24 protein-coding genes and 2 tRNA genes are annotated in these 24579 nt (G+C 69.6%); 13 read left to right on the top strand and 13 right to left on the bottom strand.

Annotated elements, in window-relative coordinates; translation table 11 throughout:
- The first annotated feature begins 6 nt into the window (after nt 1-6).
- Nucleotides 7-315, top strand: a complete 309-nt coding sequence (soxZ, locus tag Q0741_RS03555) for a thiosulfate oxidation carrier complex protein SoxZ (RefSeq protein ID WP_298231818.1) — start codon at nt 7-9, stop codon at nt 313-315.
- A gap of 13 nt (nt 316-328) precedes the next feature.
- Here the strand turns inward: soxZ and Q0741_RS03550 are convergent, their stop codons facing one another.
- From Q0741_RS03550 to Q0741_RS03540, 3 genes are all read right to left on the bottom strand, one after another.
- Complete coding sequence (locus tag Q0741_RS03550) at nt 329-1939, bottom strand: MFS transporter (protein ID WP_298231817.1); 1611 nt, start codon at nt 1937-1939, stop codon at nt 329-331.
- A 163-nt stretch (nt 1940-2102) separates the two neighbouring features.
- A tRNA-Arg gene (locus tag Q0741_RS03545) sits at nt 2103-2179 on the bottom strand.
- Between the two features lie 50 nt (nt 2180-2229).
- Nucleotides 2230-2922, bottom strand: coding sequence for a glutathione S-transferase C-terminal domain-containing protein (locus Q0741_RS03540; protein WP_298231816.1), 693 nt, complete (start codon nt 2920-2922; stop codon nt 2230-2232).
- A 51-nt stretch (nt 2923-2973) separates the two neighbouring features.
- Here Q0741_RS03540 and Q0741_RS03535 point away from each other — a divergent pair, with 51 nt between their 5' ends.
- Nucleotides 2974-3702, top strand: coding sequence for a hypothetical protein (locus tag Q0741_RS03535; RefSeq protein WP_298231815.1), 729 nt, complete (start codon nt 2974-2976; stop codon nt 3700-3702).
- Between the two features lie 88 nt (nt 3703-3790).
- Nucleotides 3791-4834 carry a hypothetical protein gene (locus tag Q0741_RS03530; RefSeq protein ID WP_298231814.1) on the top strand — a complete coding sequence of 348 codons (1044 nt, stop codon included), beginning with the start codon at nt 3791-3793 and terminating at the stop codon, nt 4832-4834.
- A gap of 37 nt (nt 4835-4871) precedes the next feature.
- Here Q0741_RS03530 and Q0741_RS03525 read toward each other — a convergent pair whose 3' ends face one another.
- From Q0741_RS03525 to lptF, 5 genes are read right to left on the bottom strand one after another with little or no spacing between them, the layout of a single operon-like run.
- Complete coding sequence (locus tag Q0741_RS03525; RefSeq protein ID WP_298231813.1) at nt 4872-6050, bottom strand: pyridoxal phosphate-dependent aminotransferase; 1179 nt, start codon at nt 6048-6050, stop codon at nt 4872-4874.
- 43 nt (nt 6051-6093) lie between these two features.
- Nucleotides 6094-7038, bottom strand: coding sequence for a CysB family HTH-type transcriptional regulator (locus Q0741_RS03520; RefSeq protein WP_298231812.1), 945 nt, complete (start codon nt 7036-7038; stop codon nt 6094-6096).
- The gene (locus Q0741_RS03515) at nt 7035-7433 is read right to left on the bottom strand and encodes a CbiX/SirB N-terminal domain-containing protein (RefSeq protein ID WP_298231811.1); all 399 of its coding nucleotides are present in this window, start codon (nt 7431-7433) and stop codon (nt 7035-7037) included. Before Q0741_RS03515 ends, Q0741_RS03520 begins: the two co-directional genes overlap by 4 nt.
- On the bottom strand, nt 7430-8569 hold the full coding sequence (lptG, locus tag Q0741_RS03510) for an LPS export ABC transporter permease LptG (protein WP_298231810.1): 1140 nt from the start codon (nt 8567-8569) through the stop codon (nt 7430-7432). The genes Q0741_RS03515 and lptG overlap by 4 nt, the downstream gene beginning before the upstream one ends.
- Nucleotides 8566-9666, bottom strand: a complete 1101-nt coding sequence (lptF, locus tag Q0741_RS03505; RefSeq protein WP_298231809.1) for an LPS export ABC transporter permease LptF — start codon at nt 9664-9666, stop codon at nt 8566-8568. The genes lptG and lptF overlap by 4 nt, the downstream gene beginning before the upstream one ends.
- Nucleotides 9667-9693: 27 nt before the next feature.
- Here lptF and Q0741_RS03500 point away from each other — a divergent pair, with 27 nt between their 5' ends.
- From Q0741_RS03500 to Q0741_RS03480, 5 genes are all read left to right on the top strand, one after another.
- A complete protein-coding gene (locus Q0741_RS03500; protein ID WP_298231808.1) occupies nt 9694-11172 on the top strand; it encodes a leucyl aminopeptidase in 1479 nt (492 codons plus the stop codon).
- Between the two features lie 81 nt (nt 11173-11253).
- Complete coding sequence (locus Q0741_RS03495; RefSeq protein WP_298231831.1) at nt 11254-11691, top strand: DNA polymerase III subunit chi; 438 nt, start codon at nt 11254-11256, stop codon at nt 11689-11691.
- Between the two features lie 123 nt (nt 11692-11814).
- Nucleotides 11815-12957, top strand: coding sequence for a branched-chain amino acid ABC transporter substrate-binding protein (locus Q0741_RS03490; protein WP_298231807.1), 1143 nt, complete (start codon nt 11815-11817; stop codon nt 12955-12957).
- Nucleotides 12958-13100: 143 nt separating this feature from the next.
- Nucleotides 13101-13415, top strand: coding sequence for a hypothetical protein (locus Q0741_RS03485; RefSeq protein WP_298231806.1), 315 nt, complete (start codon nt 13101-13103; stop codon nt 13413-13415).
- Between the two features lie 84 nt (nt 13416-13499).
- Nucleotides 13500-13590 (top strand) — tRNA-Ser (locus Q0741_RS03480).
- Nucleotides 13591-13728: 138 nt separating this feature from the next.
- Here Q0741_RS03480 and Q0741_RS03475 read toward each other — a convergent pair.
- The gene (locus tag Q0741_RS03475) at nt 13729-15168 is read right to left on the bottom strand and encodes a TAXI family TRAP transporter solute-binding subunit (RefSeq protein ID WP_298231805.1); all 1440 of its coding nucleotides are present in this window, start codon (nt 15166-15168) and stop codon (nt 13729-13731) included.
- A 209-nt stretch (nt 15169-15377) separates the two neighbouring features.
- Here Q0741_RS03475 and Q0741_RS03470 point away from each other — a divergent pair, with 209 nt between their 5' ends.
- The 3 genes from Q0741_RS03470 (at nt 15378) to Q0741_RS03460 (ending at nt 18062) form a co-directional block, all read left to right on the top strand.
- Nucleotides 15378-16559, top strand: coding sequence for an MFS transporter (locus Q0741_RS03470; protein ID WP_367184059.1), 1182 nt, complete (start codon nt 15378-15380; stop codon nt 16557-16559).
- Nucleotides 16560-16620: 61 nt separating this feature from the next.
- On the top strand, nt 16621-17241 hold the full coding sequence (locus tag Q0741_RS03465) for a tRNA-uridine aminocarboxypropyltransferase (RefSeq protein WP_298231803.1): 621 nt from the start codon (nt 16621-16623) through the stop codon (nt 17239-17241).
- A 200-nt stretch (nt 17242-17441) separates the two neighbouring features.
- A complete protein-coding gene (locus tag Q0741_RS03460) occupies nt 17442-18062 on the top strand; it encodes a M23 family metallopeptidase (RefSeq protein ID WP_298231802.1) in 621 nt (206 codons plus the stop codon).
- 97 nt (nt 18063-18159) lie between these two features.
- Here Q0741_RS03460 and Q0741_RS03455 read toward each other — a convergent pair whose 3' ends face one another.
- The 3 genes from Q0741_RS03455 to Q0741_RS03445 all read right to left on the bottom strand — a co-directional run bounded on the left by Q0741_RS03455 (nt 18160) and on the right by Q0741_RS03445 (nt 21700).
- Nucleotides 18160-18987: a FecR family protein gene (locus Q0741_RS03455; RefSeq protein WP_298231801.1), complete on the bottom strand. Its 828-nt coding sequence runs from the start codon at nt 18985-18987 to the stop codon at nt 18160-18162.
- A complete protein-coding gene (locus tag Q0741_RS03450; RefSeq protein ID WP_298231800.1) occupies nt 18984-20687 on the bottom strand; it encodes a CHASE2 domain-containing protein in 1704 nt (567 codons plus the stop codon). The genes Q0741_RS03455 and Q0741_RS03450 overlap by 4 nt, the downstream gene beginning before the upstream one ends.
- A 65-nt stretch (nt 20688-20752) precedes the next feature.
- Complete coding sequence (locus Q0741_RS03445) at nt 20753-21700, bottom strand: LysR substrate-binding domain-containing protein (protein ID WP_298231799.1); 948 nt, start codon at nt 21698-21700, stop codon at nt 20753-20755.
- Nucleotides 21701-21818: 118 nt separating this feature from the next.
- Between Q0741_RS03445 and Q0741_RS03440 the strand changes: the two genes are divergently transcribed.
- Together Q0741_RS03440 and chrA are read left to right on the top strand one after the other, a co-directional pair.
- Nucleotides 21819-22469: an FMN-dependent NADH-azoreductase gene (locus Q0741_RS03440; protein WP_298231798.1), complete on the top strand. Its 651-nt coding sequence runs from the start codon at nt 21819-21821 to the stop codon at nt 22467-22469.
- Nucleotides 22470-22614: 145 nt separating this feature from the next.
- On the top strand, nt 22615-23991 hold the full coding sequence (gene chrA, locus Q0741_RS03435) for a chromate efflux transporter (RefSeq protein WP_298231797.1): 1377 nt from the start codon (nt 22615-22617) through the stop codon (nt 23989-23991).
- 52 nt (nt 23992-24043) lie between these two features.
- On the opposite strand, the gene Q0741_RS03430 is transcribed toward chrA, so the two are convergent.
- The coding region (locus Q0741_RS03430) for a c-type cytochrome (RefSeq protein WP_298231796.1) at nt 24044-24579 on the bottom strand (536 nt) is incomplete at its 5' end.

The raw sequence follows: 24579 nt of genomic DNA, 5'->3' as shown, positions 1-24579 counted from the left end.
ATCGCCATGGGACAGCCCAGCCGGATGCGGGCCGTGGAGAGCGGCGGCGTGGTGGAACTGCGGGTGCTGATGAGCCACGTGATGGAAAGCGGCCAGCGCCGCGACGCATCGGGCGCACTGGTGCCGGCGCATCACATCGAGCGCGTGGACATCGAGTGCGGCGGCCGCTCCGTGCTGCAAGCGCGGCTGGGGCCGGCGGTGTCGCGTGACCCCTTCCTGCAGTTGCGCTTTCGTGGCGCCAAGGGCGAGCGCGTGGTGGTGCGCTGGGTGGACGACCAGGGCGACACGCGCAGCGACGAGACCATCGTCGGCTGATGCTGGACCCGGTTCAGTCCGGGAGTGTTTCGCCCACGTAGCGCCGCACGCGCGGGGGCTGGTCGCCCCGGTGGAAGGCAAAGCGGCGCTCGCGCAGCCGCATGTCGGCGGCGGTGATGCGGTCGATGCGGCGCAGGTGCTCCACCCAGGACTCGTCCACGAAGTACTCCACGTGGCGGCGTGGGTCGGTGCTGTCGTGCAGCAGGCCCCAGCTCAGCGCGCCCTGGCGCAGCCGCGCGCGGCGGCTTTCGCGCATCACCGCGGCGAACTCGGCGGCGTCGGCCTCGTCCACGAAATATTCGATGGTCACCATCACCGGCCCAGCCTCGGGCGCGATCTCGAAGGCCGGCGGCGGGTCGAGCGTGATCACATGCGGCGTGAGGTCCTCGGCGGGCAGCTTCTCCAGGCGGTAGCGGCGCAGCAGCAGCACCAGCAGCACGGCGCTGGCCGCGGCGGCCAGCAGGCTGGTCTGCACGTTGGTGAAACTCGCCACCTGGCCCCACAGCGCGGCGCCCACCGCGTTGCCGGCCATCAGCGCCATCTGGTAGATGGACATGCCGCGCGCGCGCACCCAGTTGGGCAGCGTCAGCTGCGCAGTGATGGTCAGCGAGTTGGCCACCGAGATCCACGCCGCGCCGGCCAGCACCATAGTCGGCGCGGCGATCCAGACGTTGGGGGCCAGTGCCACGCCCACCATCGCCGCGGCGTTGATGAGCGTGCCGTACTCGACGAGTTGGTCGCGGTCCCAGCGCGCGCGCAGTTGCGGCAGCGTCAGCGCCGCGGCGATGGCACCCGCGCCCATACAGGCCAGCAGCACGGTGAAGGTGCCCGCGCCGCCGCCGTGCAGGCGCTGCGCCAGCAGCGGCAGCAGCGCGATCAGTGCCGTGGCCTGCAGGAAGAACACGAACACGCGCAGCAGCACCACGCGCATGCCCGGCGACTCGCGCACGTGCTGCACACCCACGCGCATGGCGCCCACGAAGCGCTCGCCGGGCAGGGCGGAGTTGCGCGGCTCGTAGCGCCAGCGCCATACCAGGAAGCTCGCCACCAGCGACAGCGCGGCGTTGAGCGCGAACACCCAGGCGCTGCCCAGGCTGGCGATGATGGCGCCCGCGGCGATGGGCCCGGCGATGCGCGAGGCGTTCATCGCCACACCGTTGAGCGCCAGCGCGGCGCTGAGCTCGCGCTTGCCCACGATCTCTGGAACGATGGCCGCGAACACCGGCCAGCGCATGGCCAGCCCGATGCCGTTGGTGAACACCAGCGCCAGCAGCAGCGGTGCCGTGAGCTGCCCAGTCATGGACACGCCCGCGAGCACCACGCCCACGGCCGCGACCCAAAGCTGCGTGAACATGAACCAGCGTCGGCGGTTGACGATGTCGGCCAGCGCGCCGCTGGGCAGGCCCAGCAGGAACACCGGCAGCGTGGAGGCCGACTGCACCAGCGCCACCAGTGCGGGGTCGTGGGTGAGCGAAGTCATGACCCAGGCCGCCGCGACATCGTTCATCCACATGCACACGTTGGCCGTGAGCCAGGCGCTCCACAGCATGCGGAACACGGGAACGCGCAGGGGGGCGAGGGCGCCGGAAGGGGCGTCTAGGGAAGCGTCAGAGGCGGTGGACATCGACGATGGTCGAGGGGCGATGCGGTTGGATCATCGCAACCCTGACAGCTGGGAAGTGGAGCGGAACCCGCTACGTCTCAGATCCTGGGACAGGAGGATCGTCAAGCGGGGCGAATGCGGGCTGCTGTAGGGCAAGGGCCGCGCCGCTGTGCGCTGCGTCGAGTGGCCTGCCCGGAGGGACTCGAACCCCCGACCTGCTGCTTAGAAGGCAGCTGCTCTATCCAGTTGAGCTACGGGCAGTGCAGGAGGGCAATTGTAAGCAGGCGCGAGGCCCGGTCCTGTCGGACCCGTCAGCGCCTGGCGTACTGCGTGGCTCCGAACAGCGTTTCGCGCGCCTTGTCGTCCATCTGCGGCTTGCGCCGGTCGGCCAGCACTTCCACGCCGCGCTGCACCGCGGGGCGAGCGGCGATCTCGTCGAACCAGCCTTTGAGGTGCGGGTAGTCGTTCCAGTCGATGCCCTGGTTCTTCCACGAGCGCAGCCACGGGAAGACAGCGATGTCGGCGATGCTGTACTCGTCGCCGGCGATGTAGCGGTGGCGGGCGATCTGGCGGTCCATCACGCCGTACAGGCGCCTGGCCTCGTTGGTGTAGCGCTCGATGGCGTAGTCGATCTTCTGCGGCGCGTAGATGCGGAAGTGGTGCGCCTGGCCCAGCATCGGGCCCACGCCGCCCATCTGGAACATCAGCCACTGCAGCACCTCGTACTTGCCGCGGGTGTCCTTGGGCAGGAACTTGCCGGTCTTGCCGGCGAGGTAGAGCAGGATGGCGCCGGACTCGAACAGCGAGAAAGGCTTCCCGTCCGGACCGTCGGGATCGACGATGGCAGGAATCTTGTTGTTGGGACTGATGGCGAGGAATTCGGGGCTGAACTGGTCACCCGCGCCGATGTCCACGGGATGCGCACGGTAGGGCAGGCCGCACTCTTCGAGCATCACATGGACCTTGTGACCGTTGGGCGTGGGCCACGAATACACTTCGATCATCTTGGTTGTCTCCTCTCGCGTCTTCGGGCGCCCCATTGTGCGCCAGCCCTCATGCTCGACGCCTTCAAACAATGGTTCTCACGCCGCGCGGGGCTGCCGGGCGAGCGTGCGCTGGCCGACTGGGCGCATGCGCAGGGCTACCACTTCAAGCGCAGCCGCGACGCCGATGGCTTCATCGTCGAAGCCCATGGCGGCGCCTGGCGGCTGGAATGGGGCCCGTCGCAGCGGCGCTACATCACCGGCCAGGAACTGCGGCTGCGCGCACCGCTGAACGGCGGCGCCGGGCTGCAGTTGCTCGTGCTCACGCGCAGCCTGCTCGACCTGCTGGAGAAGCAGGTGTTCGAGCAGTACACGCAGGGCCTGCAGACCCGCATCGATCTGGCCACGCCAGACGAAATGCGCTGGCTGGTGCTGCATCCCAAGCTGCCCGCGACGGAGCTGGCCGCGCTGCGCGGGCACTTCGGCGCGGTGGGCCAGCCACTGGAGGCGCTGTCGAGCTGGGTCGGTGGCCCGCTGGGAGCGGCGCTGGTCGAGCTGGCCACGACCCGCGGCGCCGGTCTGGCGCCGCTGATGCTGATCGTGCAGCGCGAGCGGCTGACGCTGCGCACGGCGCTGGAACAGCCCGAGCCCGCGCTCATCACAGAACTGCTGCAGTTGTTCGAGGTAGCACGCCGCGAAGGCCAGCGTGTGGCGGCCCAATGGCAGCTGGCCGGGCCGCTGGACCCCGCAGCCTTGCTGTGGCCGCATTCCGCGGACGGGCCGGACAGCCAGCTGCGCTGAAGGCCGCGTACCGGCCAGGGCCCCCGGCCGGCACGCGGGTACCCCGTGCTAGAGTGGTCCGGCTATATCGGTATGCCCGGAGGGAGGGATGTCCCGAAAACTGCTGCTGCTGAGTCTGGCCGCCGCTTCCTGCGTGGCCATGGCCGCGCCCAAGGGCGACACCGGCGCCACGGCGCCCAACGAAACGAACAAGGCTTCATCGGTGCCGGCCACGAGCGCCGAAAAACTGCAGCAACGGCTGCATGCGCTGGAACAGCGCGTGGAGCAACTGCAATTGCAATCCAGGCATGACCAGGAACTGCTGGAACAGGGACGGCGCCGCCAGGCCGAGCTGGAGGTCGCGTCGCATGCCATGCCCTGGCTGCTGGGCCTGCTGGTGGCGCTGGCGGCCGTCGCAGTCGGATTGGCTTGGCGCGTGCAGGCTTTGTCGCGCCGGCGCCAGGACGTTTGGTGGGACACCTCCGCGCCGCTGGACCTGGAGGCGCCGCGCGACGAGGCGCCCGTCACCGCGGCCGTGGTGTTCAACGAACCGGCACGTGGGGAGACGGCTAGCACCCGCCCGCCGCTGGCACCCTTGCCGTCCACCGGAGTGCTGCCGGTGAACGAACAGATCGCGCTGTCGCAGCAGGTCGCGCTGCTGTGCGCACTGGGGCAGGACGACAAGGCCATCGAGCTGTTGCAGCCGCGACTGACCGAGGGCGGGCGCACGCCGTGGCTGCTGCTCAAGCTGCTGGCGCTGCACCAGCGCACCGGCCAGCGCGCGGCTTTCGACAAGCTCGCGCGCCAGGTCGCTGCGCGTTTCGGCTGCACGCTGCCGGTCTGGGATGCACCGCCGCAACCCGGGCTGGAGGGCGAGCCCGCGTTGCTGGCCTCGCTGCAGCAGAGCTGGGAGGCGCCGGTGGACGCGCTGTTGCTGCTGTCCAAGCAGCTGCTGCAGCCGCAAGCGCTGCCCTCGCTGGCCGCCTGCGAGGACATGCTGCTGCTCTACCGCATGGCGCATGAGCGCCATTGTCAGGAGGTGGCCGGCTGCGAGATCGACCTGCCGCTGGCCTTGTCCCCGCTGCTGGACGACGGCAGGTCGTCCCTGCCGCCGCTGGTGGCGCCCCGCATCGCGCTGCAGCCGGCACCCTGAGAGGTGCGCCACCTGCGCGGCGACGCCGCGCTCCTGCTTACAGCCGGGCCAGCCGCTGCAGCGCCATCTGCAGCGTCTCGTCCTTCTTGGCGAAGCAGAAGCGCACCACGCGCTGCTCGAAGCCCCCGGCGTAAAAGGCCGACAGCGGGATCGCCGCCACGCCGATTTCCGTCGTGAGAAAGCGGCAGAACTCGGCCTCGGGCAGGTCGCTCAGCGCGGAGTAGTCCACGCACTGGAAGTAGCTGCCCTCGGTCTGCAGCGGGCGCAGCCGCGTGGCCTGCAGCCCGGCGCGGAACAGATCGCGCTTGCGCTGGTAGAAGCCGCTGAGCTCCAGGTAGGGCGCCGGGTCAGCCATGTAATGCGCCAAGCCGTGCTGCATCGGTGTGTTGACCGTGAACACGTTGAACTGGTGCACCTTGCGGAACTCCGCGCTCAGTGGCGCTGGCGCGGCCACGAAGCCCACCTTCCAGCCGGTGACGTGGTAGGTCTTGCCGAAGCTGGAGACGATGAAGGCGCGCGCCGCGAGCTCGGCCACGCTGGCGGCGCTCACGTGCGCGCGGCCGTCGTAGACCATGTGCTCGTACACCTCGTCGGACAGCAGCAGCACGTCGGTGGGACGCAGGATCTCGGCGAGTTGCTGCATCTCCTGGCGTGTCCAGACGCTGGCGCCGGGGTTGTGCGGGGTGTTGATGATCAGCAGCCGTGTGCGCGGTGTGATGGCCGCGGCGATCCGGGCCAGGTCGGGCCGGAAGCTGCCCGGCATCAGCGGCACCCGCACCACTGTGCCGCCGGCGAGTTCGATGTTGGGCGCGTAGCTGTCGTAGCAGGGCTCCAGCACGATCACCTCGTCGCCCGGGTGCACGCAGCACAGGATGGCGGTGAGGATGGCCTGCGTGGCGCCGGCGGTGATGGTGATTTCGCTGTCGGCGTCGTAGCGGTGGCCGTACAGCGCCTGCACCTTGTCCGCGACCGCCGCGCGCAGCGCCGGCACACCGGTCATGGGCGGATATTGGTTGAGCCCGGAACGCATGGCCTCGCCGACCGCGTCCACCAGCCGCGGGTCGCCCTCGAAGTCCGGAAAGCCCTGGCCCAGGTTCACGGCGCCATGCGCGTGCGCCAGGGCGGACATCACGGTGAAGATGGTGGTGCCGACCTGCGGCAGCCGGCTGGGGAATGCGGGCGTGCGCGGCGTGGCGATCAAGGCTTCAGTCTGCATGGTGGCAAGCACTTCCAGTCGGGAGCCGCTGCGAAGACGGCGTTCAGAGGTCGTAGTCGTCGCCGCTGCCGGCCATGGCGCGGTTGATGAGCGTGCGCGTGAGGCGGTCCGACAGCAGCTCGGCGAAGGTATAGACGAAGTTGCGCAGGTAAGCACCGCGCTTGAAGGCCACGCGCGAGACGTTCATGCCGAAGAGGTGGCCCGCCGGGCGCGCCACCAGGTCGCCGCTGGATGGATCGTCGCGCACCGCCATCTCCGCCAGAATGCCTACGCCCAGGCCCAGCCGCACGTAGGTCTTGATGACGTCGGAGTCGATGGCCTCCAGCACGATCTCGGGCTGCAGCCGTCGCTGCGCGAAGGCCTGGTCGATGCGCTTGCGACCGGTGAAGGCCGGCTGGTAGGAGACCAGCGGCTCGCGCGCGAGCTGTTCCAGCGTCGGGCGCTCCACGCTGGCCAGCGGGTGCGTGGCGGGCACCACGATCACGTGCTGCCACTCGTAGCAGGGCAGCGTCACCAGGTCGCCGTACTCGGATAGCGACTCCGTGGCCAGCCCGATGTCGGCACTGTCGTCGAGCAGCATCTGCGCCACCTGCTCGGGCGTGCCCTGGTGCAGGCTGACGCTGACCTTGGGATGGCGCTTGCGCAGCAGCGCCACCGGCTCGGGCAGCACGTAGCGCGCCTGGGTGTGCGTGGTGGCGATGGACAGCCGCCCCGCATCCTGCTTGCCGAACTCCTCGCCGATGCGCTTGAGGTTGCCCACCTCGCGCAGGATGATCTCCACCGCCTGCAGCACCTGGTGGCCGGGCTCGGTCACGCGCTTGAGGCGCTTGCCGTGGCGGGCAAAGATGTCCACGCCCAGCTCCTCCTCCAGCTCCAGGATGGCCTTGCTGATGCCGGGCTGCGAGGTGTGCAGCGCCTTGGCGGTCTCGGTGAGGTTGAGGCCGCGACGAACGGCCTCCTGGACGAAGCGGAACTGGTGCAGGTTCACGGCTGATTCGCCTCCTTGGTCGCCAGCAGGCTCAGCGCCGCACCGGCCATGGCCTGCACCACCGAGGGCAGCTCGCCCACGGCCGGGTGCAGTTCGAAGCGCACGCCCGGGTGCGCGGCGCGCAGGGCGTCGAGCAGCCGCGGCAGGTCCTTGCGCACGTGGCCGCCGGCGCCCAGGAACAGCGGCAGCACCTCCACGGCGCGACAGCCGTCCTGCACCAGTTGCACCGCCGCCTGCGCCAGATCGGGCTGCATGAACTCGAGGTACGCCAACTGCAGCGGCGTGCCGGGCCGCTGGGCACGCACGGACTGCGCCACGGCCTCGAAGGGGCGTGCCCACTCGGGGTCGCGCGCGCCATGCGCGAACAGCAGCAGTCCACGGGATGCGTCGTTCATCGGTACCGTACCAGCCAGGTAAAAGCCGCCAGCGACAGCAGCAGGTAGAAGATGCTGGGCGCGGCGGCGGTGAGCCAGGGCGTCCAGTCGCGCAGCAGGCCCAGGTGGCCGGCGACGTTGTTGAGCAGCACGAAGCTGATGCCCAGCATGATGCCGCCGAAGACCTTGTAGCTGATCCCGCCGGCGCGCGCGTGCAGGTAGGCGAAGGGCAGCGCCAGCGCCACCATCACCAGGCAGGCGAACGGGTAGAGCGCCTTGCGCCAGAAGCGGATGGCGTGGCGCTGCGCGGCCTGCTCCTGGTCCGACAGGTGTTCGGTGTAGCGCCACAGCTCGACCGTGCTCATGGTGTCGATGGGCAGCACCGCGGCGGCCACCACGTCCGCGCCCAGGTTGCTGGCCCAGCGCAGCTCGGGCAACCGCTCCAGTTGCACTTGCACCGGTGTCTGCGCCTGTGCCTGCGTGGCAGAGGCCGCGTTGGCTGGCGGCCAGACGGTGCGCTGCACGTCCTGCAGCGTCCACACTGCGTCGGCGTCGATGCGCGCCCGCGCCGCGGCGATGCGCTCCTGCAGCCGGCCCTGCTCGTCGAACTCGAAGATGCGCACGCCTTCGAGCGCGCCGTCGGGTGCCAGGCGCTGCACGTTGAGCGAGACCTGGTGCGAGCCGCCCTGGGGCGTGGCGCGGCGCTCGCGCAGCCAGGCGCCGGTGCGGCCAAGATCCTGCCCGCCGCTGGCGGCCGCCTTGACGCGTACCGCCTCGCGCTCGCTGGCCGGCACCACGAAGTCGCCAACCACGAATGTGATCAGCGCGAAGACCACGCCCAGCACCGCCAGCAGCGACAGCGCCCGGCCCGGCCCCAGCCCGCCGGTGCGCAGGATGGTGAACTCAGTGGACTGCGCCATGCGCGCCATCGAGTAGATCGTGCCGATGAGCACCGCGATGGGAATGAGCTCGTAAAGGTGGCCGGGGATTTCGAACAGGCTCGAAATCAGCGCCATCGGCAGTGTGTAGCCGTGCCGGCCCACGTCCTCGAGCTCGTCGACGAAGTCGATGAAGAAGAACAGCGACAGGAACGCCAACGCCACGAAGAACACCGCGCCGACGATGTCGCGGTAGAGCAGCCGCCGTACGGTCTTCATGCGCGGCTCCCGCGCAAGCGCAACCGCGCCGTCGCGCCCTGCTCGCGCCACCACAGCAGTCCCAGTGCCAGCGCCAGCGCCGCACCGTGCAAGCCCAGCAGTGCCCCGGCCAGCCCCAGCCGGCCGCCGCTCACCCAGGCCTGCGAGAGGTTGATGAGGTTGTAGTAGACGACGAAGCCCAACAGCGCGAACAGCAGGTTCCAGTTGCTGGCGCGGCGCGGGTTGGTGGCCGACAGCCCGATGCCCAGCAGCAGCAGGTTGCCTGCGCCCAGCAGCAGCCCGAAGCGCCAAGCCAGCTCGGCGAGCTGGCGCGGCCCGGGCTGGCGCAGCAGGTCGAGCGTGGGCATGGTCTTGGGCGCGCGTTCCTGGGCGGTGCGCGCCTGGTGCTCGTCCACCACCACGCGGTAGGTGTCGAAGCGCGAAAGCGTGAGCGTGCCGTCGCTGCGGTCGGTTTCGTTGCGCTGTCCCCCTTCAAGCACCAGGATGCGGCGCTCCGGGTCACTGTTGTTGTCGATGTGGCCGCCGTGCGCCGACACCACCGTCTCGCGCCGCTCGTCGTTGGACAGCACGAAGACGTTGCGGGCCCGCGTGGCGTCGTTCTCGCCGTCACGCTCGACGAAGAACACGCGGTTGCCGTCGCGCGAGACCTGGAATACGCCCGGCGCCACGCGTGAGAGATCGCTGCGCTGCTGGTAGCGCTCGCGCAACTCGACCGTCATGCGGTTGCCCCAGGGCCACACGAGCAGCACCAGCAGCCCGATGACCACCAGCACCGGCCAGCTCGTGCGCAGCACCGGTCGCACGAAGCGCGACAGGCTCACGCCGCTGGCGAACCAGATCGCCATCTCGCTGTCGCGGTACATGCGGCCCAGCGTGGCCACCACGGCAATGAACAGCGACAGCGCCAGCAGGGTAGGCAGGTGGCTCAGCGCCATGTAGCCCAGCAGTAGCACCACGTCCTGCGGCGCAACCGAACCCCCGGCGGCCATGCCCAGGGTGCGGATCAGCATCATCGTCAACACGATGGTCAGCAGCACGACCAGCGTCGCACCGAAGCTGCGCGCCAGCTCTCGGCGCACGGTGGTATGGAATAACATCAGGCGATCTACGAACTTGGCGTCATTATGGACTTGCGATCCCTCGTTCCCGGCGCGGCCGGGTTGGCCGGTGTGGCCGCCGATGCACTGGTACTGGTCGTGGCCGGTAGCGAGGCGCAGCAGACTCTGGAGCCGCCGCTGGCGGCGCTGCTGGCGGAAAGCGTGAAGGCGGGCGACTTCGAATTCAAGCCGGGGCGCACGTTGTATGTGCACCGGCCTTCGGGCTTGAAGGTGCCGCGCCTGGTGCTGGCGGCTGCCACGGATGCGTCGCCCAAGGCCTTCAAGACCGCGGTGGCGGCGGCGCTCGGGGCGCTGAAGTCGCTGGGCGTGCGCCACGCGGCGGTGGCCTTCGCGGCAGCGGCCAAGGAAGAGGGCGCTGCCGTGCTGGACGACCGTCACGCCGAGGCGCTGGCCATGGCGGTGGCCGATGCCACTTACATCTATCGCCACACCAAGCCCAGCGCGCCCGAAGGCGCCAAGCTGCAGAAGGTGTCGCTGGTGTGCGACAAGGCTGCGGCCAACGCGCTCAAGAAGGGTCTGGCGCGCGGCCAGGCGATCGCCGAGGGCGTCACGCTGGCGCGCGAGTGCGCCAACCGTCCCGGTAACCACTGCACGCCGACTTTCCTGGCCGAGCAGGCGCAGGCGCTGGGGGCGCAGTTCGGTTTCAAGGTCGAAGTGCTCGGCCGCAAGGAGGTGGAGAAACTCGGCATGGGCGCCTTCATTGCCGTGGCGCAGGGGTCCGAAGAGCCGCTGCGCTTCATCGTGCTCCGCTACGAAGGCGCGGCGCGCGGCAGCGCGCCGCTGGTGCTGGTGGGCAAGGGCATCACCTTCGACAGCGGCGGCATTTCCATCAAGCCCGCGGGCGAGATGGACGAGATGAAGTTCGACATGTCCGGCGCTGCCAGCGTGCTGGGCACCTTCCGCGCGCTGGGTGAGCTTTCGCCCAAGGTCAACGTGGTGGGCCTGATCGCCGCGTGCGAGAACCTGCCCAGCGGCCGTGCCAACAAGCCCGGCGACGTGCTGCGCTCGATGTCGGGTCAGACCATCGAGGTGCTCAACACCGACGCCGAAGGCCGCCTCGTGCTGTGCGACGCGCTCACCTACGCCGAGCGCTTCAAGCCTGCGGCGGTGGTGGACATCGCCACGCTCACCGGTGCCTGCGTGATCGCCCTGGGTGGACAGCGCTCGGGGCTCTTCAGCCCGGACGAGGAACTGGCCGGGCGGCTGCTGCAGGCCGGCGAGGCTGCGCTCGATCCGGCCTGGCGCATGCCGATGGATGACGAGTACGACGAAGCGCTCAAGAGCAACTTCGCCGACGTTGCCAATGTCGGCCCGCGCGGCGGCGGTGCCATCACGGCGGCCATGTTCCTCAAGCGCTTCACCAAGGCCTTCCGCTGGGCGCATCTGGACATTGCCGGCACTGCCTGGAAGGGCGGCGCGGCCAAGGGCGCGACCGGCCGCCCGGTGCCGCTGCTCACGCACTTCGTGCTTTCGCACGCGCGCTGAACGGACGGGCCACTCGCTCATCACATGGCCGCCCGAGCCCAGGGCCGAGGCGGCAAACCGAAGGAAACCAAAGCGATGGCGTTGTCGGAAGTCGCCTTCCACACCGGCGTGGGCGACAAGATCGGCTATTGCTGCCGCCTGCTGCGCAAGGGTTACCGGCAGCAGGCGCGCATGGTCGTCGCGGGCGAAGCCGAGGCGCTGTCGCGGCTGGACCAGGCACTGTGGCTGTTCGATGCGCGCTCCTTCATCCCGCACCGGCGGCTGCGCGCGGGTGAACCGCTGCCGGCGGCGCTGCTGCGCACGCCGATCTGGCTGATCGAGCCCGGTGCCGAAGCGCCGCACCATGGCGTGTTGCTGAACTTGGGCCCCGCGGTGGTGCCCGATTTCGAACGCTTCGAGCGACTGATCGAGGTGGTCGGCCTGGACGAGGCGGACCGCCTGGCCGCGCGCCGGCGCTGGCGTGCCTACGAGGCCAAGGGCCTGCGTATCACGCATCACGCGCAGGAAGGATTGGGGTGATTCCAGGGTTGTTGCGGGAAAGAACTGATCGAACGTACGTCAACCGATGTCCGGTTTATTTGCGTTATTGTTATTCCTGCTGAAACTGTTACCAGTTCTCTCTTTTCAACCCGGAGGTTTCGAATGCGATTCCAGTTCAATGCCGTCCTTGCCGCTGCCGCGGTGCTGCTGGCCGGTGGCGCCAGCGCCCAGGAGGTGGTGGTCAAGATCGGCCACGTTGCCCCGACCAGTGGTCCGATTGCCCACCTGGGCAAGGACAACGAAATGGGTGCGCGCATGGCGGTGGACGAGCTCAATGCCAAGGGCGTGACCATTGGCGGCAAGAAAGCCAAGTTCGAACTGCTGGCCGAAGACGACGCGGCCGATCCGAAGCAGGGCACCGCCGCCGCCCAGAAGCTGGTGGACAGCAGGGTCCAAGGTGTGGTGGGCCACCTGAACTCCGGCACGACCATCCCGGCCTCGAAGATCTACAGCGACGCCGGCATTCCGCAGATCAGCCCCTCGGCCACCAATCCCAAGTACACGAAGCAGGGCTTCAAGACGGCCTTCCGCGTCGTGGCCAATGACGAGCACCTGGGCGGCACGCTGGGCAAGTACGCCGTGAACCAGCTCAAGGGCAAGGCGATCGCTGTGATCGACGACCGCACCGCCTACGGCCAAGGCGTGGCTGACGAGTTCGAGAAGGGCGTCAAGGCCGCCGGCGGCAAGACGGTGGGCCGCGAGTTCACCAACGACAAGGCCACCGACTTCACCGCCATCCTGACCAGCATCAAGGCCAAGAAGCCCGACATCGTCTTCTTTGGCGGCATGGACGCCGTGGCCGGCCCGATGCTGCGCCAGATGAAGCAGCTGGGCATCAACGCCAAGCTCATGGGCGGCGACGGCATCTGCACGGGCGAGCTGCCCAAGCTGGCCGCGGGTTCCATGGCCGATGAGCAGGTGGTGTGCGCCGAGGCCGGTGGCGTCGAAGGCGAGCAGAAGGCCGGCATGGACAAGTTCAAGGCCGACTTCAAGAAGAAGTTCAACGCCGACGTGCAGATCTACGCGCCGTACGTGTACGACGCCGTGATGGTGATGGCCGACGCGATGGTCAAGGCCGGTTCCCACGAGCCGGCCAAGTACCTGCCGGTGCTGGCCAAGACCAACGGCTACAAAGGCGTCACGGGCACGATCAGCTTCGACGAGAAGGGTGACATCAAGAACGGTGCGCTGACCATGTACACGTACAAGGGCGGCAACCGTCAGCAGATCGCCGTGGTGCGCTGATCCCGCGCACGGCATCCCTCTGCCCAGCAGAAGCGCCCGCAACCGCGGGCGCTTTTTCTTGGCACGAGCCTTGCCGGAAATGCGCTTGCAGGCCGCCGGGCACCGTGGAAGCATCGGTTGCAGCCGACGGTCGGGGGGACTCCATGGCATTGCGTACCTTGCTCTACCGCTATTTTTTTTTCGGTTGGCTGTTCAGGGATGCCAGCACCGGCACGGCGCTGGAACGCGCGGCCGCTTGGCGCCACAACCGTCACCAGGCGCGTTGGCTGCCGACCTACATGCGGCGCTGGATGTGCTGCGGGCTGCTGTTCTACCTGGTGGGCTTGTTCGTCGAGTGCGTCATCGGCGCGCCGCTGCTGTCGTCGCTGTTCTACGTCACCGGGTTGATGAGCGTGCCGGGCAATGCCGTGATGGCGGCCGCCTGGATCGGCTTCAAGGCGCTGTCAGGTCCGTTCTAGCAAATTCAGCAGATCAGTCTGTTCAAATCCGCAAATCATGGGCTAGAATGCAGGGCTTCGGTGGTCGCAACCGAAGCCATCCGCGGAGGGATGGATGAGTGGTTTAAGTCGCACGCCTGGAAAGCGTGTGTGGGTTAATAGCCCACCGCGGGTTCGAATCCCGCTCCCTCCGCCACCTGGTCTCCCCAGGTGTTTCACGGCCTCCCGCAAGTTCCTGATTCCAGAGGGAAAAGGCCGAAATCCCTGACCATGAATGCCGTCTTTCGGTTGCAAGTGAAACGGCAGCGCGCTCGCTGAGGCCGCTGGCACCGGATCAAGGCGCGGCCGGCCGTGGCAAGGGCTCGCCGGTGCTCGTTGGCATGGCATGCCTGCCCTCCTGCAGCCGGCGCCGCACGAGCTGGATATGGCTGCGCAGCGCGTACAACTCGTCGGCATAGGCGAGAGGGATATGCACCCGGCCCACGCGGGCTTCAATGTCCTCCAGCTCGCGCAGCAGTTCGTCTGCAGGGCGCTCACCGCTGGCCTCTTCGACCGCGCGCAATTGGGCGTACCAGCGAAAGACGCGTGAGCGGATGCGGAATTCATACAGCGGAGGCACGATCCGCGACAGCGGCAGCAGCACCGCGATGATCGCCAGCAAGGCGATCCACATGCGGTCGAACAGGTTGGCGAGCCAGAACGGCAGGTAGCGTTGCAGCCATGGCGGGCCGTCCTTGTAGAAGCGCTGTGCCTCGGCCGCGATTGGACGCTCGGTGTTGACGGGGTTGGGAAACTCGCCCCTGCGCTGGAACCAGCCCGCCTGCCCATGTACCTGCTGCGCGGCCTGCACGAACAGTTGCATCAGCGCCGGGTGAAGCGACTTGCGCGCCACCAGCGTGGCGGTCGGCGCAATCAGGTGGATGTCCCGCGGCGGAATGTCGGCAGCCAGATCGGCAACCCCGCGTGGCAGCACCACATGGCTCATGAACGGGAAACGTCGTGCATACGCTTCGCTCTGCACGAGGTTGGCGAGCGCTATGCCGGGGGTGCGCAGCAGCATCTGCACCATCTGGGACTCGGGCGCCGAGGCGATGACGATGGCATCGAGCCGGCCGTCGAGCAGATCGACGACGGCAGGCGTGAGCGGCAGCCGCGACAGCGTGACCGACTCTGGCTTCACGCGATTGGCCTCCAGCAGACGCTCCATCAACGGCGGCACGCCGCTGCCCGGCGCGCCGACGTTGAGCCTCCAGCCGGCGAGCTGTGCGAGGCTGGTCAGCCTTGGGGCCGCCGGCAGCGCCCCAGCGGCGCGATGGCCTGGGTCGAGGCGGGCCGCAGAGCCTGGTGCGGCTGTGCGGGGCCCAAGCAGGCGCCGCACCGAGTCCTGCCGGTAAAAGAGCCAGACCGGTTCGTAGAACATGCTGCCCAAGGACACCAGGTCGTCACCCGTGGTCGCCGTGCCGCCGCCTTGCGCGAATCCGATGTCCACGCCGGAGTCCGGGTCCTGCAGCAGCGCCATGTTCTCTGCCGCGCCCTGGGTCGTGCGCAGCTCGACCGTGATGCCGTGCTCCTTCAAGAGGGCCGCGTAGCGGCGGCCAAACTCGGCGTAGGCGCCTTGCTCCACGCCCGTGGCCAGCGTGACGCGGCGCGGAGGAGTGGGTTCCAGAATCCAGTACGCCAGAGCGAGCAGGAGCAGGCCGAGCAGCAGGAAAGGTCCCGCGGTGACGGCGACGTCACGCAACGACAGCAGCGTATTGCGCAGCATGGCAGGCATGGTTCGAATGGGGGCAGGCGGGCATGGCGCCACAGACCGCCCAGGGCGGGAGAGAGCCGGTCATTTTCCCGGGAAACAACCGCTCCCAAGGACCAGCCCGTGGAAGGAAGACGCCGCCGGCTGAGCGCACGGCGCGCTTCGCAGCGAGACAGGCATCCCGGGAGCTTCTACCCTTCGCGCCTGGACGCGGCCCAACGGACTCACGACCCATGCACAAGCGCAGCGCAATCCTTCTTCTGAACGTGGCCCACGCGGTTGACCACATGTTCCTGCTGATCTTCGCCACCGCGGTGGCCAGCATCGCGGCCGACTTCGGATTCGCACGCTGGGAAGACCTGATGCCCTTCGGCGTCGGAGCCTTCGTGATGTTCGGCCTCGGATCGCTGCCCTCTGGCCGGCTCGGGGACCTGTGGGGACGCCGCGCGATGATGATCGTGTTCTTCTTCGGGCTCGGCGCTTCCTCGCTGCTCGCCTCGGTCGCGCAGGGTCCATGGCAGCTGGCAGGCGCGCTGACCCTGATCGGCTCCTTCGCGTCGATCTACCACCCGGTGGGCATTCCCATGTTGCTGCAGGGTGCGGCCCGGCCGGGTGCCACGATCGGCATCAACGGGCTGGCGGGCAACCTGGGCATCGCCGTGGCCGCGGCCGTGACCGGGCTGCTGGTGCAATGGCTGGGCTGGCGCGCGGCCTTCGCGGTGCCCGGCGTCGTGTGCATGGCGCTCGGACTGCTGTTCATGCGAATCGTTGCGCCAGAGACGGAATCGCCGGCCCAGCGCAAGGGAGGCGCCAAGGTGCGCCTGTCCCGTGCGCAGGTGGCGCGTGCGCTGGCGGTGATGACGGTGGCCTCGGCCACGGGCGGCATCCTGTTCAACCTCACCACCAACGGCAACGCGCAGTTGCTGACCGAGCGCTTTCGCGACGTGATGAGCGACCCCGCCACGCTCGGCCTGCTGCTGGCCAGCGTCTACGCCGTGGCGTCATTGGCCCAGGTGGTGGTGGGCCGGCTGATAGACCGGGTCGCGCTCAAGCCGCTGTACCTGGGCATTGCCTTGCTCCAGGTGCCGGTGCTCCTCTTCTCGTCGCAGGCCCAGGGGTGGTGGCTGTACGCCGGCCTGCTGGGGACGATGGTCTTCATCTTCGGCGCCATTCCCTTCACCGACGCCATGATCGCCCGCTACGTCGATGACAACATGCGCTCGCGCGTTGCCGGCTTGCGGCTGGCGGTCTCGCTCGGCATCAGCTCGCTGGCCGTGTGGCTGCTGGGACCGCTGGTCAAGGGCATGGGTTTCGACAAGCTGCTCCTCGTGCTGGCGGGCGTGGCGCTGTGCACGGCGTTCACGGTGCTGTGGCTCCCTTCGGAGGAGCCGGCGTCTGCAACAGCGTCTGCGTGATCGTTGCGTTCGCGACATCGAGCCGTCGAAGCCGTCCGGCTTGACGTGCGACCATTCATGCATGGACAGTCCGCCCACATTCCGCCGCGCGACCTGCGCGCGCTGCCTGCGCCCGCAGGCGACCTGCCTGTGCGCACTGGCACGGCCGACCGCCCACCGCACCGAGGTGCTGGTGCTTCAGCACCCGCAGGAGCAGCGCCAGGCGAAGAACAGCGTGGCGCTGCTGCGCCTGTCCCTGGCGCACTGCGAGGTGGTCGTCGGCGAGCGCTTTGCGCCCGAGACGCTGCAGGCACTGCTGCATCGCCCCGGTAGGGACACACGGCTGCTCTACCCGGATGTGCCGGCCGCTCCCGCGCCGCCGGCACCGGAAACGACAGGGGCACCCCTGCGGCTCGTGGTGCTCGACGCTACGTGGCGCAAGAGCCTGCGAATGTTGCTTGAGCACCCGGCATTGGCTGCGCTGCCGCGGCTGTCGCTGGACGCCCCGGCGCCGACCCGCTACCGCGCGATCCGCGCGGCGCGCCGAGCCGATCAGGTCTCGACGCTGGAAGCTACCGTGCAGGCGCTGGCGATGCTGGAAGGCCCGTCCTTCGACGCCGCGCCGCTTCTCGACGCCTTTGGCCGCTTCGTCGCTGGCGTGCAGGCGCGGCAGCGGCCTCATCATGCAGGCATTCAATCCTGAGCACCAGCCGAGCCGATCCATTGCGGCCTGTGTTCGGAACAGAATTTGCCCATCGCTGAAATGGCCTCGCCCTCGCTCACATTGGCTGCGATGACTTGGACTGCCCTGGACGGGCTCCAGGTGCCGCGCATGTCCTCGAGATGCCTGTGAGGCCCTGTTGATTGATGCCGGGAAGAGCGCAGGTGCGACGACTCATCCCCGTGCTGCTCGCCCTTGGCGCAACGTCCGCGCTGGGCCAGGACTTGCGCCTGCCATTCACGGGACGCTGGTTCGTCTACCAGGGCGGTGACACGCCTAACGTCAACCATCACATGTCGGTTCGCGCCCAATGGTTTGGCGTGGACTTCGCCAAGGTGGGTGGAGACAGCCAGCGCGAGCTCTCCGTTCCGAACCCGACGAAGCCGCAGGATTTCTACTGCTGGAATGAGCCGGTTCTCTCGCCCGTGGCGGGTGAGGTCCATACGGTTGTCAACCACCTGCCGGACAACCCGCTCGGGACGCGTGACCTGCACAACCCCGCCGGGAACCATTTGGTTATCGCGACCCGTGAAGGTCGATTTGTCTTTCTGGCTCACTTCCAGCGCGCCAGCATCGGCGTGGAAAAGGGTGCCCAGGTAGCCACGGGACAAGTGCTGGGCCGATGCGGCAACTCTGGCAACACGGACTTTCCTCACGTCCATGTGCACGTGCAGGACTCTCTGGTTTCCACCGCAATGGGTCAGAACCCGGTCTTCGCCCGGATGGACGTCGAGCTCAACGGAAAAAGCTTCAAGGCCGTCACGTGGCCGCTCATTCGCGGCCTGTTCGTGACCGCGCGCTGAGTGTGGTCCCCGGGCTGCGCCGCTCCTGCATCACTTCGCCGTCTGGCGCAGCTCGCGCCTTGCCGGCTTGCGGCCCGGCGGCCCTGCCTGCAGCGGATCAGCGGATCGGCGATGGCGCGGCCGGCGGTGGTGCCGCCGGTGTAGGTGTTGGCGCTTGGGGATTCCGGGTGGTGGAACCCTGCTCGGGGCGCGGCGCGCGGTCACGATCGCCGCGGTTGAGCAGGATGACACCGATGAGCGCGCCGATGGCCAGCGCCACACCCGCCACGGCGCCGCTGGACGGCGCGGGCACGAGCCTTTCGATGCGCTCGACCCAGTCGCGTGTCTGCTGCATCTCGGCCGCGCTGACCGGCACCGGCTGCGGCGCGCGGGGATGGGCCAGCGCCGTGGTACCCGCCGGCAGCGTCACCGGCGCCCACAGTCCCTGCAGCGAGTCCACCTGCACGCGGCCATCGAACACCGTCACCGTGACTTCGCCGCCTTGCCCGGTACGCAGCGAGAACGCAGTGCCTCGGGCACCGGAGCGCACGAATTCCGTTTCCACCGCGAACAGCCCGCGCACCTTGACGAAGAACTCCCCCAGCGCCTTCGTCAGCGAGCCGATCTCGGCGCCGCTGCCCGGACGCAGGTAGACCTCGCTGCCCGAGGGCCAGCGCACGACGGCGAAGGCGCCACGCCCGGTCTCGACGCGATCGCCACGTTGCAGCGCCATGCCCGGCTCCACAGGCAGCGCCACGCCGGCGCGCAGCACCCGCACGGCGTTGAGCTCCGAAGGCTGCGCCAGCCGAACGCCGTCGATGACGATGGCGGCCAGCTGCACGGTCGTTGGATAAGGCCGCAACGTCTCGCAGCCAGCCAGGGGCAGCAGCGACAGCGCCAGCGACAGCCACCAGACCACGGCGCGCTGCGACAACGATGTTTTCATCGCTCACTCCTCGTCATGCGCCGCGCCAGGGCGGCGCCCAGGGCCAGGGCCAGCCAGCCGTAGTGCAGCTCGACAAGTTGCTGCTCGCTGCGGTACCACAGCACGCCCCCCAGCCCCCAGGCCAGGGCCAGCACCGCCACCGCCGGCCAGGCCCAGCGGCGACGCCTGCCGTGCAGTGTCGCGCCCACTGCAGCGGCGGCCACGGCCATGGCCAGCATCAAGAGTGCCTGCACCAGCGGGGGCAACGGCCGCAGCGCCTGGCCGCGCTGCAGGGCGTTCACCTGCGCCGCGATGAGCTCCACACCGCGGTGCGTGCCCTGCAGCGTGCGGTGGCGGTCGTCCGTGCCGGCCGTCAGCCCCACCAGCACGATGCGTCCGCGCAGCGCCTGCAGCGCTGCCGCGTCGCCTCGCAGCACCTCGGCAAAGGACACGCGTTGACCCGGGCCGTCCAGCGGCGGCACGGCGTAGCCGTCCAGGAGCTGATGCGCCACCAGGTCCCCAGGCTGCATCGCACTGCACTCCGCAGGCTCCTGGCGCAGCGTCTCGGCCCCGAACGCCTGCACGGTGACGGTGGCCCCGTCGCTGCCGCGCACCACGGGCAACTGCAGCGCCAGGGCGTCAAACTGCCCCGCGTCGCCTGGCCATGCGCCGCCGCTGTAGGCCGCCAGGCCGAAGGACGGCCACAAGCGGGCGCTCTCGCCCGTGCCGCGCCGCAGCACCAGCGGCAACGTGTAGGCCCGGCCTTGACGCTGGCCCAGGCACGCCACGCCCCAGGTGACATGCGGCTGCAGCCGCGGCAGCAGGGCCGGCGCACCCTGTACCAGGTCCTGCACCGCCACCACCACGGGCAGGCGACCGCTGGCCGCGGCCAGGGACCGTTCCAGTGCCGCATCGGCGGCTGGGTTCGCGGGGGTGGTGAAGGTGATGTCCAGGGCCAGGGTGCGCGCGCCGGCTGCGGCCACCTGGTTGACGACCCGGGCCATCTCGGCGCGCCAGCCCGGCCCGAACGGCCGCCCCACGGCCGCCACGGCCTGCTCGTCGATGGCGACGATGACGACGCCTCCGCTCCAGGCCGGTGGTGGCGCGCCCGGCAGCGCGTGCGCAAGCCGCATCGTCAGCGCGTGCATGCGCGTGTCCATGCCCAGCAGCTCGAACAAGGCCAGCCAGCTGGCGAGGAACACCGCCAGCCCCAGCACGGCCGCGGCACGGCGCGCGCGCTGGCTGCTCGCCAGCCGCTGCGCGCGTCGCTGGAAGCTTTCCTCTTGTACCGCCTCGATCAGCTTCTCGATGCCGACCTTGAGCTCGCGGTCCCGGATCTCGCGCATGTCGAGCCGGCGCAGCGCATCGATGTCGGGCGGCAGCGCCGTGGCCGGTGGCGTGGCACCGCAGACCAGCACCGGCAGCACGCGCGCGCGGCCCTGGGCCTGGCGCGCCAGCGCGGCGCGCACCTCGTGCCGCACCCAGTCATCGCCGCGCTCGCGCTCCTCGATGAACCGCGTCCAGTGGGGACCGATGACGATGACGATCACGTCGGCGCGCGCGATGTGACGCTCGATGACGCTGCCGAAGTCGTCGCCCCAGCCGATGTCCTCGGCGTCCATGAAGATGTCGTCGGCGCCGAAGTACCGGCAGAGCTCGTTGTGGATCAGCCGTGCCGTGGCGGCACTGTCATCGCGGCGGTAGCTGATGAAGATCTGCATCGGCAGCGCCGCGGCCGGCCAGCGACAACGGCTTGGACGCGAGGATAGGCCCGTGCGCCAGGTCGTTAAAGCGCCGTGGTGCTCAGGGGCGTCGTGCCGCGGTCTTCATCCGCCGCACGCACGCCCGCCATGTGCTCGCCGAGGAAGTCCAGCAGCCGCCGCACCGCCGGCACCATGCCGCGGCGCGAGGGGAACACCGCCAGCACGCGGGCTGGTGGCGGCGCCCAGCCGGGCAGCACCGGCACCAGCCGGCCGGCGCGCAACTCGTCGGTGCACAGGTAGTCGGGCAGCACGCAGATGCCCGTTCCTTCCAGCACCGCGAACTTGAGCGTGGGCAGGTCGTCAGCGGTGTAAGCGGGGCGGTGGACCAGCTCGAAGGCCGCGCCGCGCGGACCCGCGAGTGTCCAGCGCGCCACGCCGTCCGCGGCGGACATCGCCACGGTGGGCAGGCCGCGCAGGTCTTCGGGCGCGGCCGGCGTGCCCAGGCGCTGCAGCAACCGCGGGCTCGCCACCAGGATGCCGTGGGTGGCCCCGAGGTTCTTCACGACCAGCGAACCGCTGTCCTCCACCACGGTGCGCACGCGCAGCGCGATGTCCACGCCCTCCTGCACCAGGTCCACCACGCGGTTGCTGACCTGCATGTCCACGCGCACCCGCGGATGCGCCGCCAGGAAGCGGGGCAGCAGCGGGCCCACGGTGGTCTGCGCCAGCGTGACGGGACAGGCGATGCGCACGGTGCCGCTGGGCTCCGCGCGCACGCTGGCCAAGGCTTCATCGGCGGCCTGCGCCTGCTCGCGCACGCTGACGCAGTGCCGGTGGTAGACCTGCCCGGCCTCGGTGAGCGAGAGCTTGCGCGTCGTGCGCTGCAGCAGGCGCACCCCCAGCCGCTGCTCCAACTCGGCGATCCGGCGCGACAGGCTCGACTTGGGCACATGCAGCACGCGGCTGGCAGCCGAGAACCCGCCGCGGTCCACCACTTCGGCGAAGAACAGCATGTCGTTGAGGTCCTGCATGAATGTCCTGCCAGTGGAACGGTGAGATGCGATTTTGCTGTCTTATCGCTTGATCGTCGCGCCCGGACACTTGCCGTCATGCGAGCCGAGGACGGCTCACAGCCGACAAGGAGTTGCCATGAAACTGCTGCACATCGATTCCAGCCCCCTCGCGGGCGCTTCCGCCTCGCGTGAACTGACGCGCCGCACCGTCGAGCGCTGGCAGGCGGCCCGTCCGGGCACGAGCGTCGAGTACCTGGACCTCGCGGCCGACGCGCCCGCGCACCTGGATGCCGACTCGCTGGGCTTTCGCCTGGCGCCCGATGCGCCCGGGCTCACGCCGGCCCAGCGGCGCGAGAACGCCGTGTCCGAGCGCCTGGTGAGCCAGTTCCTGGCCGCCGACGTGATCGTGGTGGGCGCGCCGCTCTACAACTTCGGCATCCCGAGCCAGCTCAAGGCCTGGATCGACCGCATCGCGCAGGCCGGCCGCACCTTCCGCTACACCGCCGCCGGGCCTGAAGGCCTGGCCGGCGGCAAGACGGTGATCGTGGTGTCCACCCGCGGCGGCCAGTACGCCGGCATTCCGGCGATGGAGGCGATGGAGCACCAGGAGAGCTACCTGAGGACCGTGTTCGGCTTCCTGGGCATCACCGACGTGCGCATCGTGCGCGCCGAAGGCCTGGCCCTGGGCGACGACGCCCGCGCGAGGGCCCTGGCCCAGGCCGATGCCGCCATCGCGGCCCACACGGCCGAAGCGGCCAACCAGCCGCAGGCCGCGCTGCGAGCCTGACCCGGATTCCAGCTGATCGCTGGACGATCCATTGCGGGCGCCGTCCGAAGGGTCGTGCAGGCGCCGGCCTCCTCCAGGACCGCGGCAAGGGGGCGAGCGGTGTCACACTGTCCCAGCAGAACAAGCGAAGGACAGGGGCACCGCCATGAATACCTCCCTGGGCACGGAACCGGTTGCGCCCACACATTTGGCCGAGCGTCCCGCGCCGGTGGGCTTCGCCGAGGCCTTTGTCTTCTGGCTCAAGCTGGGCTTCATCAGCTTCGGCGGCCCGGCGGGGCAGATCGCGATCATGCATGCCGAGCTGGTGGAGCGCCGGCGCTGGATCAGCGAGCGGCGTTTCCTGCACGCGCTGAACTACTGCATGCTGCTGCCCGGCCCCGAGGCGCAGCAGCTCGCGACCTACATCGGCTGGCTCATGCACCGCACCTGGGGCGGCATCGTGGCCGGGGCGCTTTTCGTGCTGCCGTCGCTGTTCATCCTCGTCGCGCTGAGCTGGATCTACCTGCGCTTCGGCGACGTGCCGCTGGTGGCGGGCCTCTTCTATGGCATCAAGCCGGCGGTCACGGCGCTGGTGCTGCACGCGGCGCACCGCATCGGCACCCGTGCGTTGCAGAACCGCTGGATGTGGGCCATCGCCGCGGCGGCCTTCGTGGCGATCTTCGCCTTCGACACGCCGTTCCCGGCCATCGTGCTGGCCGCGGGCCTGATCGGCCACTTCGGCGCGCGGCGCTGGCCGCAGGTGTTCGCGCTGGGGGGCGGGCACGGCAGCGCGAAGCAGGGCTACGGCCCCGCGCTGATCGACGACGACACGCCCACGCCGGCGCACGCCCGTTTCTCGCGCAACCAGCTGGTCAGGATACTGGCCATGGGCCTGGGGCTGTGGGCGCTGGTGATGGCCGTCCTGGTGGCGCTGCAGGGGCCGCAGGGCACGCTCACGCGGATGGGCTGGTTCTTCACCAAGGCCGCGCTGCTGACCTTCGGCGGCGCCTACGCCGTGCTGCCCTATGTCTACCAGGGCGCGGTGGATCACCACCAATGGCTCAGCGGGCCGCAGATGATCGACGGCCTGGCGCTGGGCGAGACCACGCCCGGGCCGCTGATCATGGTGGTGGCCTTCGTCGGTTTCGTGGGTGGCTGGCTCAAGCAGGCGCTCGGCCCCGAGGCGCTGTTCATGGGCGGCGCGCTGGCGGCGACGGTGGTGACCTTCTTCACCTTCCTGCCGTCCTTCGTGTTCATCCTGGCCGGCGGCCCGCTGGTCGAGGCCACGCACGGCAAGCTCGGCTTCACCGCGCCGCTGTCGGCCATCACCGCGGCGGTGGTGGGCGTGATCCTCAACCTGGCCCTGTTCTTCGCGTACCACGTGCTGTGGCCGCGGGGCTTCGGCGGCCCCTTCGACGTCGTGTCGGCGCTCATCGCCGGGGCGGCGGCCGTGGCGCTGTTTCGCTTCAAGGTGGGCGTGATGCCGCTGCTGGGCGCATGCGCCGTGGTCGGGCTGCTGACCACCCTGGCCACGAGGGGCTGACGCAAGCCGGCCCCGATGCGCCGCTGGCAAGTGCAGCGCTGATCGCCTGGGCTCAAGGCGCGCTTGCCAGGAACGCCGCCACGGCCTCGATGTCCGTGTCGCTCAGCGGCTCCACCACCTTGTTCATGAGCCCGTCCACGCTGTTGTCGCGCAGCCCGGAGCGCCACAGGCGCAACTGGTGCGCGAGGTAGGGCGCCGGCTGGCCGTGCAGGATGGGCGTGGTCGGCGCCGTGGCGTCCTCGGGTCGTGCGCCGTGGCAGCCCGCGCAGGCCGGGACGTTGCGCCGCGCATCGCCGTCCAGGTAGAGCCGGCGCCCGGCATCGCCCCCGGGCCCGCCCGCCAGCTCGGCCGGTCGTGCGGCGAAGTAGGCGGCCAGGAGACGCAACTGGCTCGAAGGAAGCTCATGGGCCTTGCGCAGTGAAGGCTCCAGTGCGCGCTCCCCGTCGCGGAAGTTGCGCAGCTGCTTGACGAGGTACTCCTCCTGCTGCCCGGCCAGGAAGGGCACCGGCACGCCGCCGGCACCCAGCGCAGCGGCGGCATGGCAGGCCAGGCAGGCGCGCGCCGCGCCCGCCGCGTCCTGCGCCGCGT

It is taken from the genome of uncultured Azohydromonas sp. (genome assembly GCF_937926365.1).
GTDB lineage: Bacteria > Pseudomonadota > Gammaproteobacteria > Burkholderiales > Burkholderiaceae_C > Azohydromonas.
Note: the sequence above shows the minus strand (reverse complement) of the source record. Positions and strands in the feature narration are given on the sequence as shown.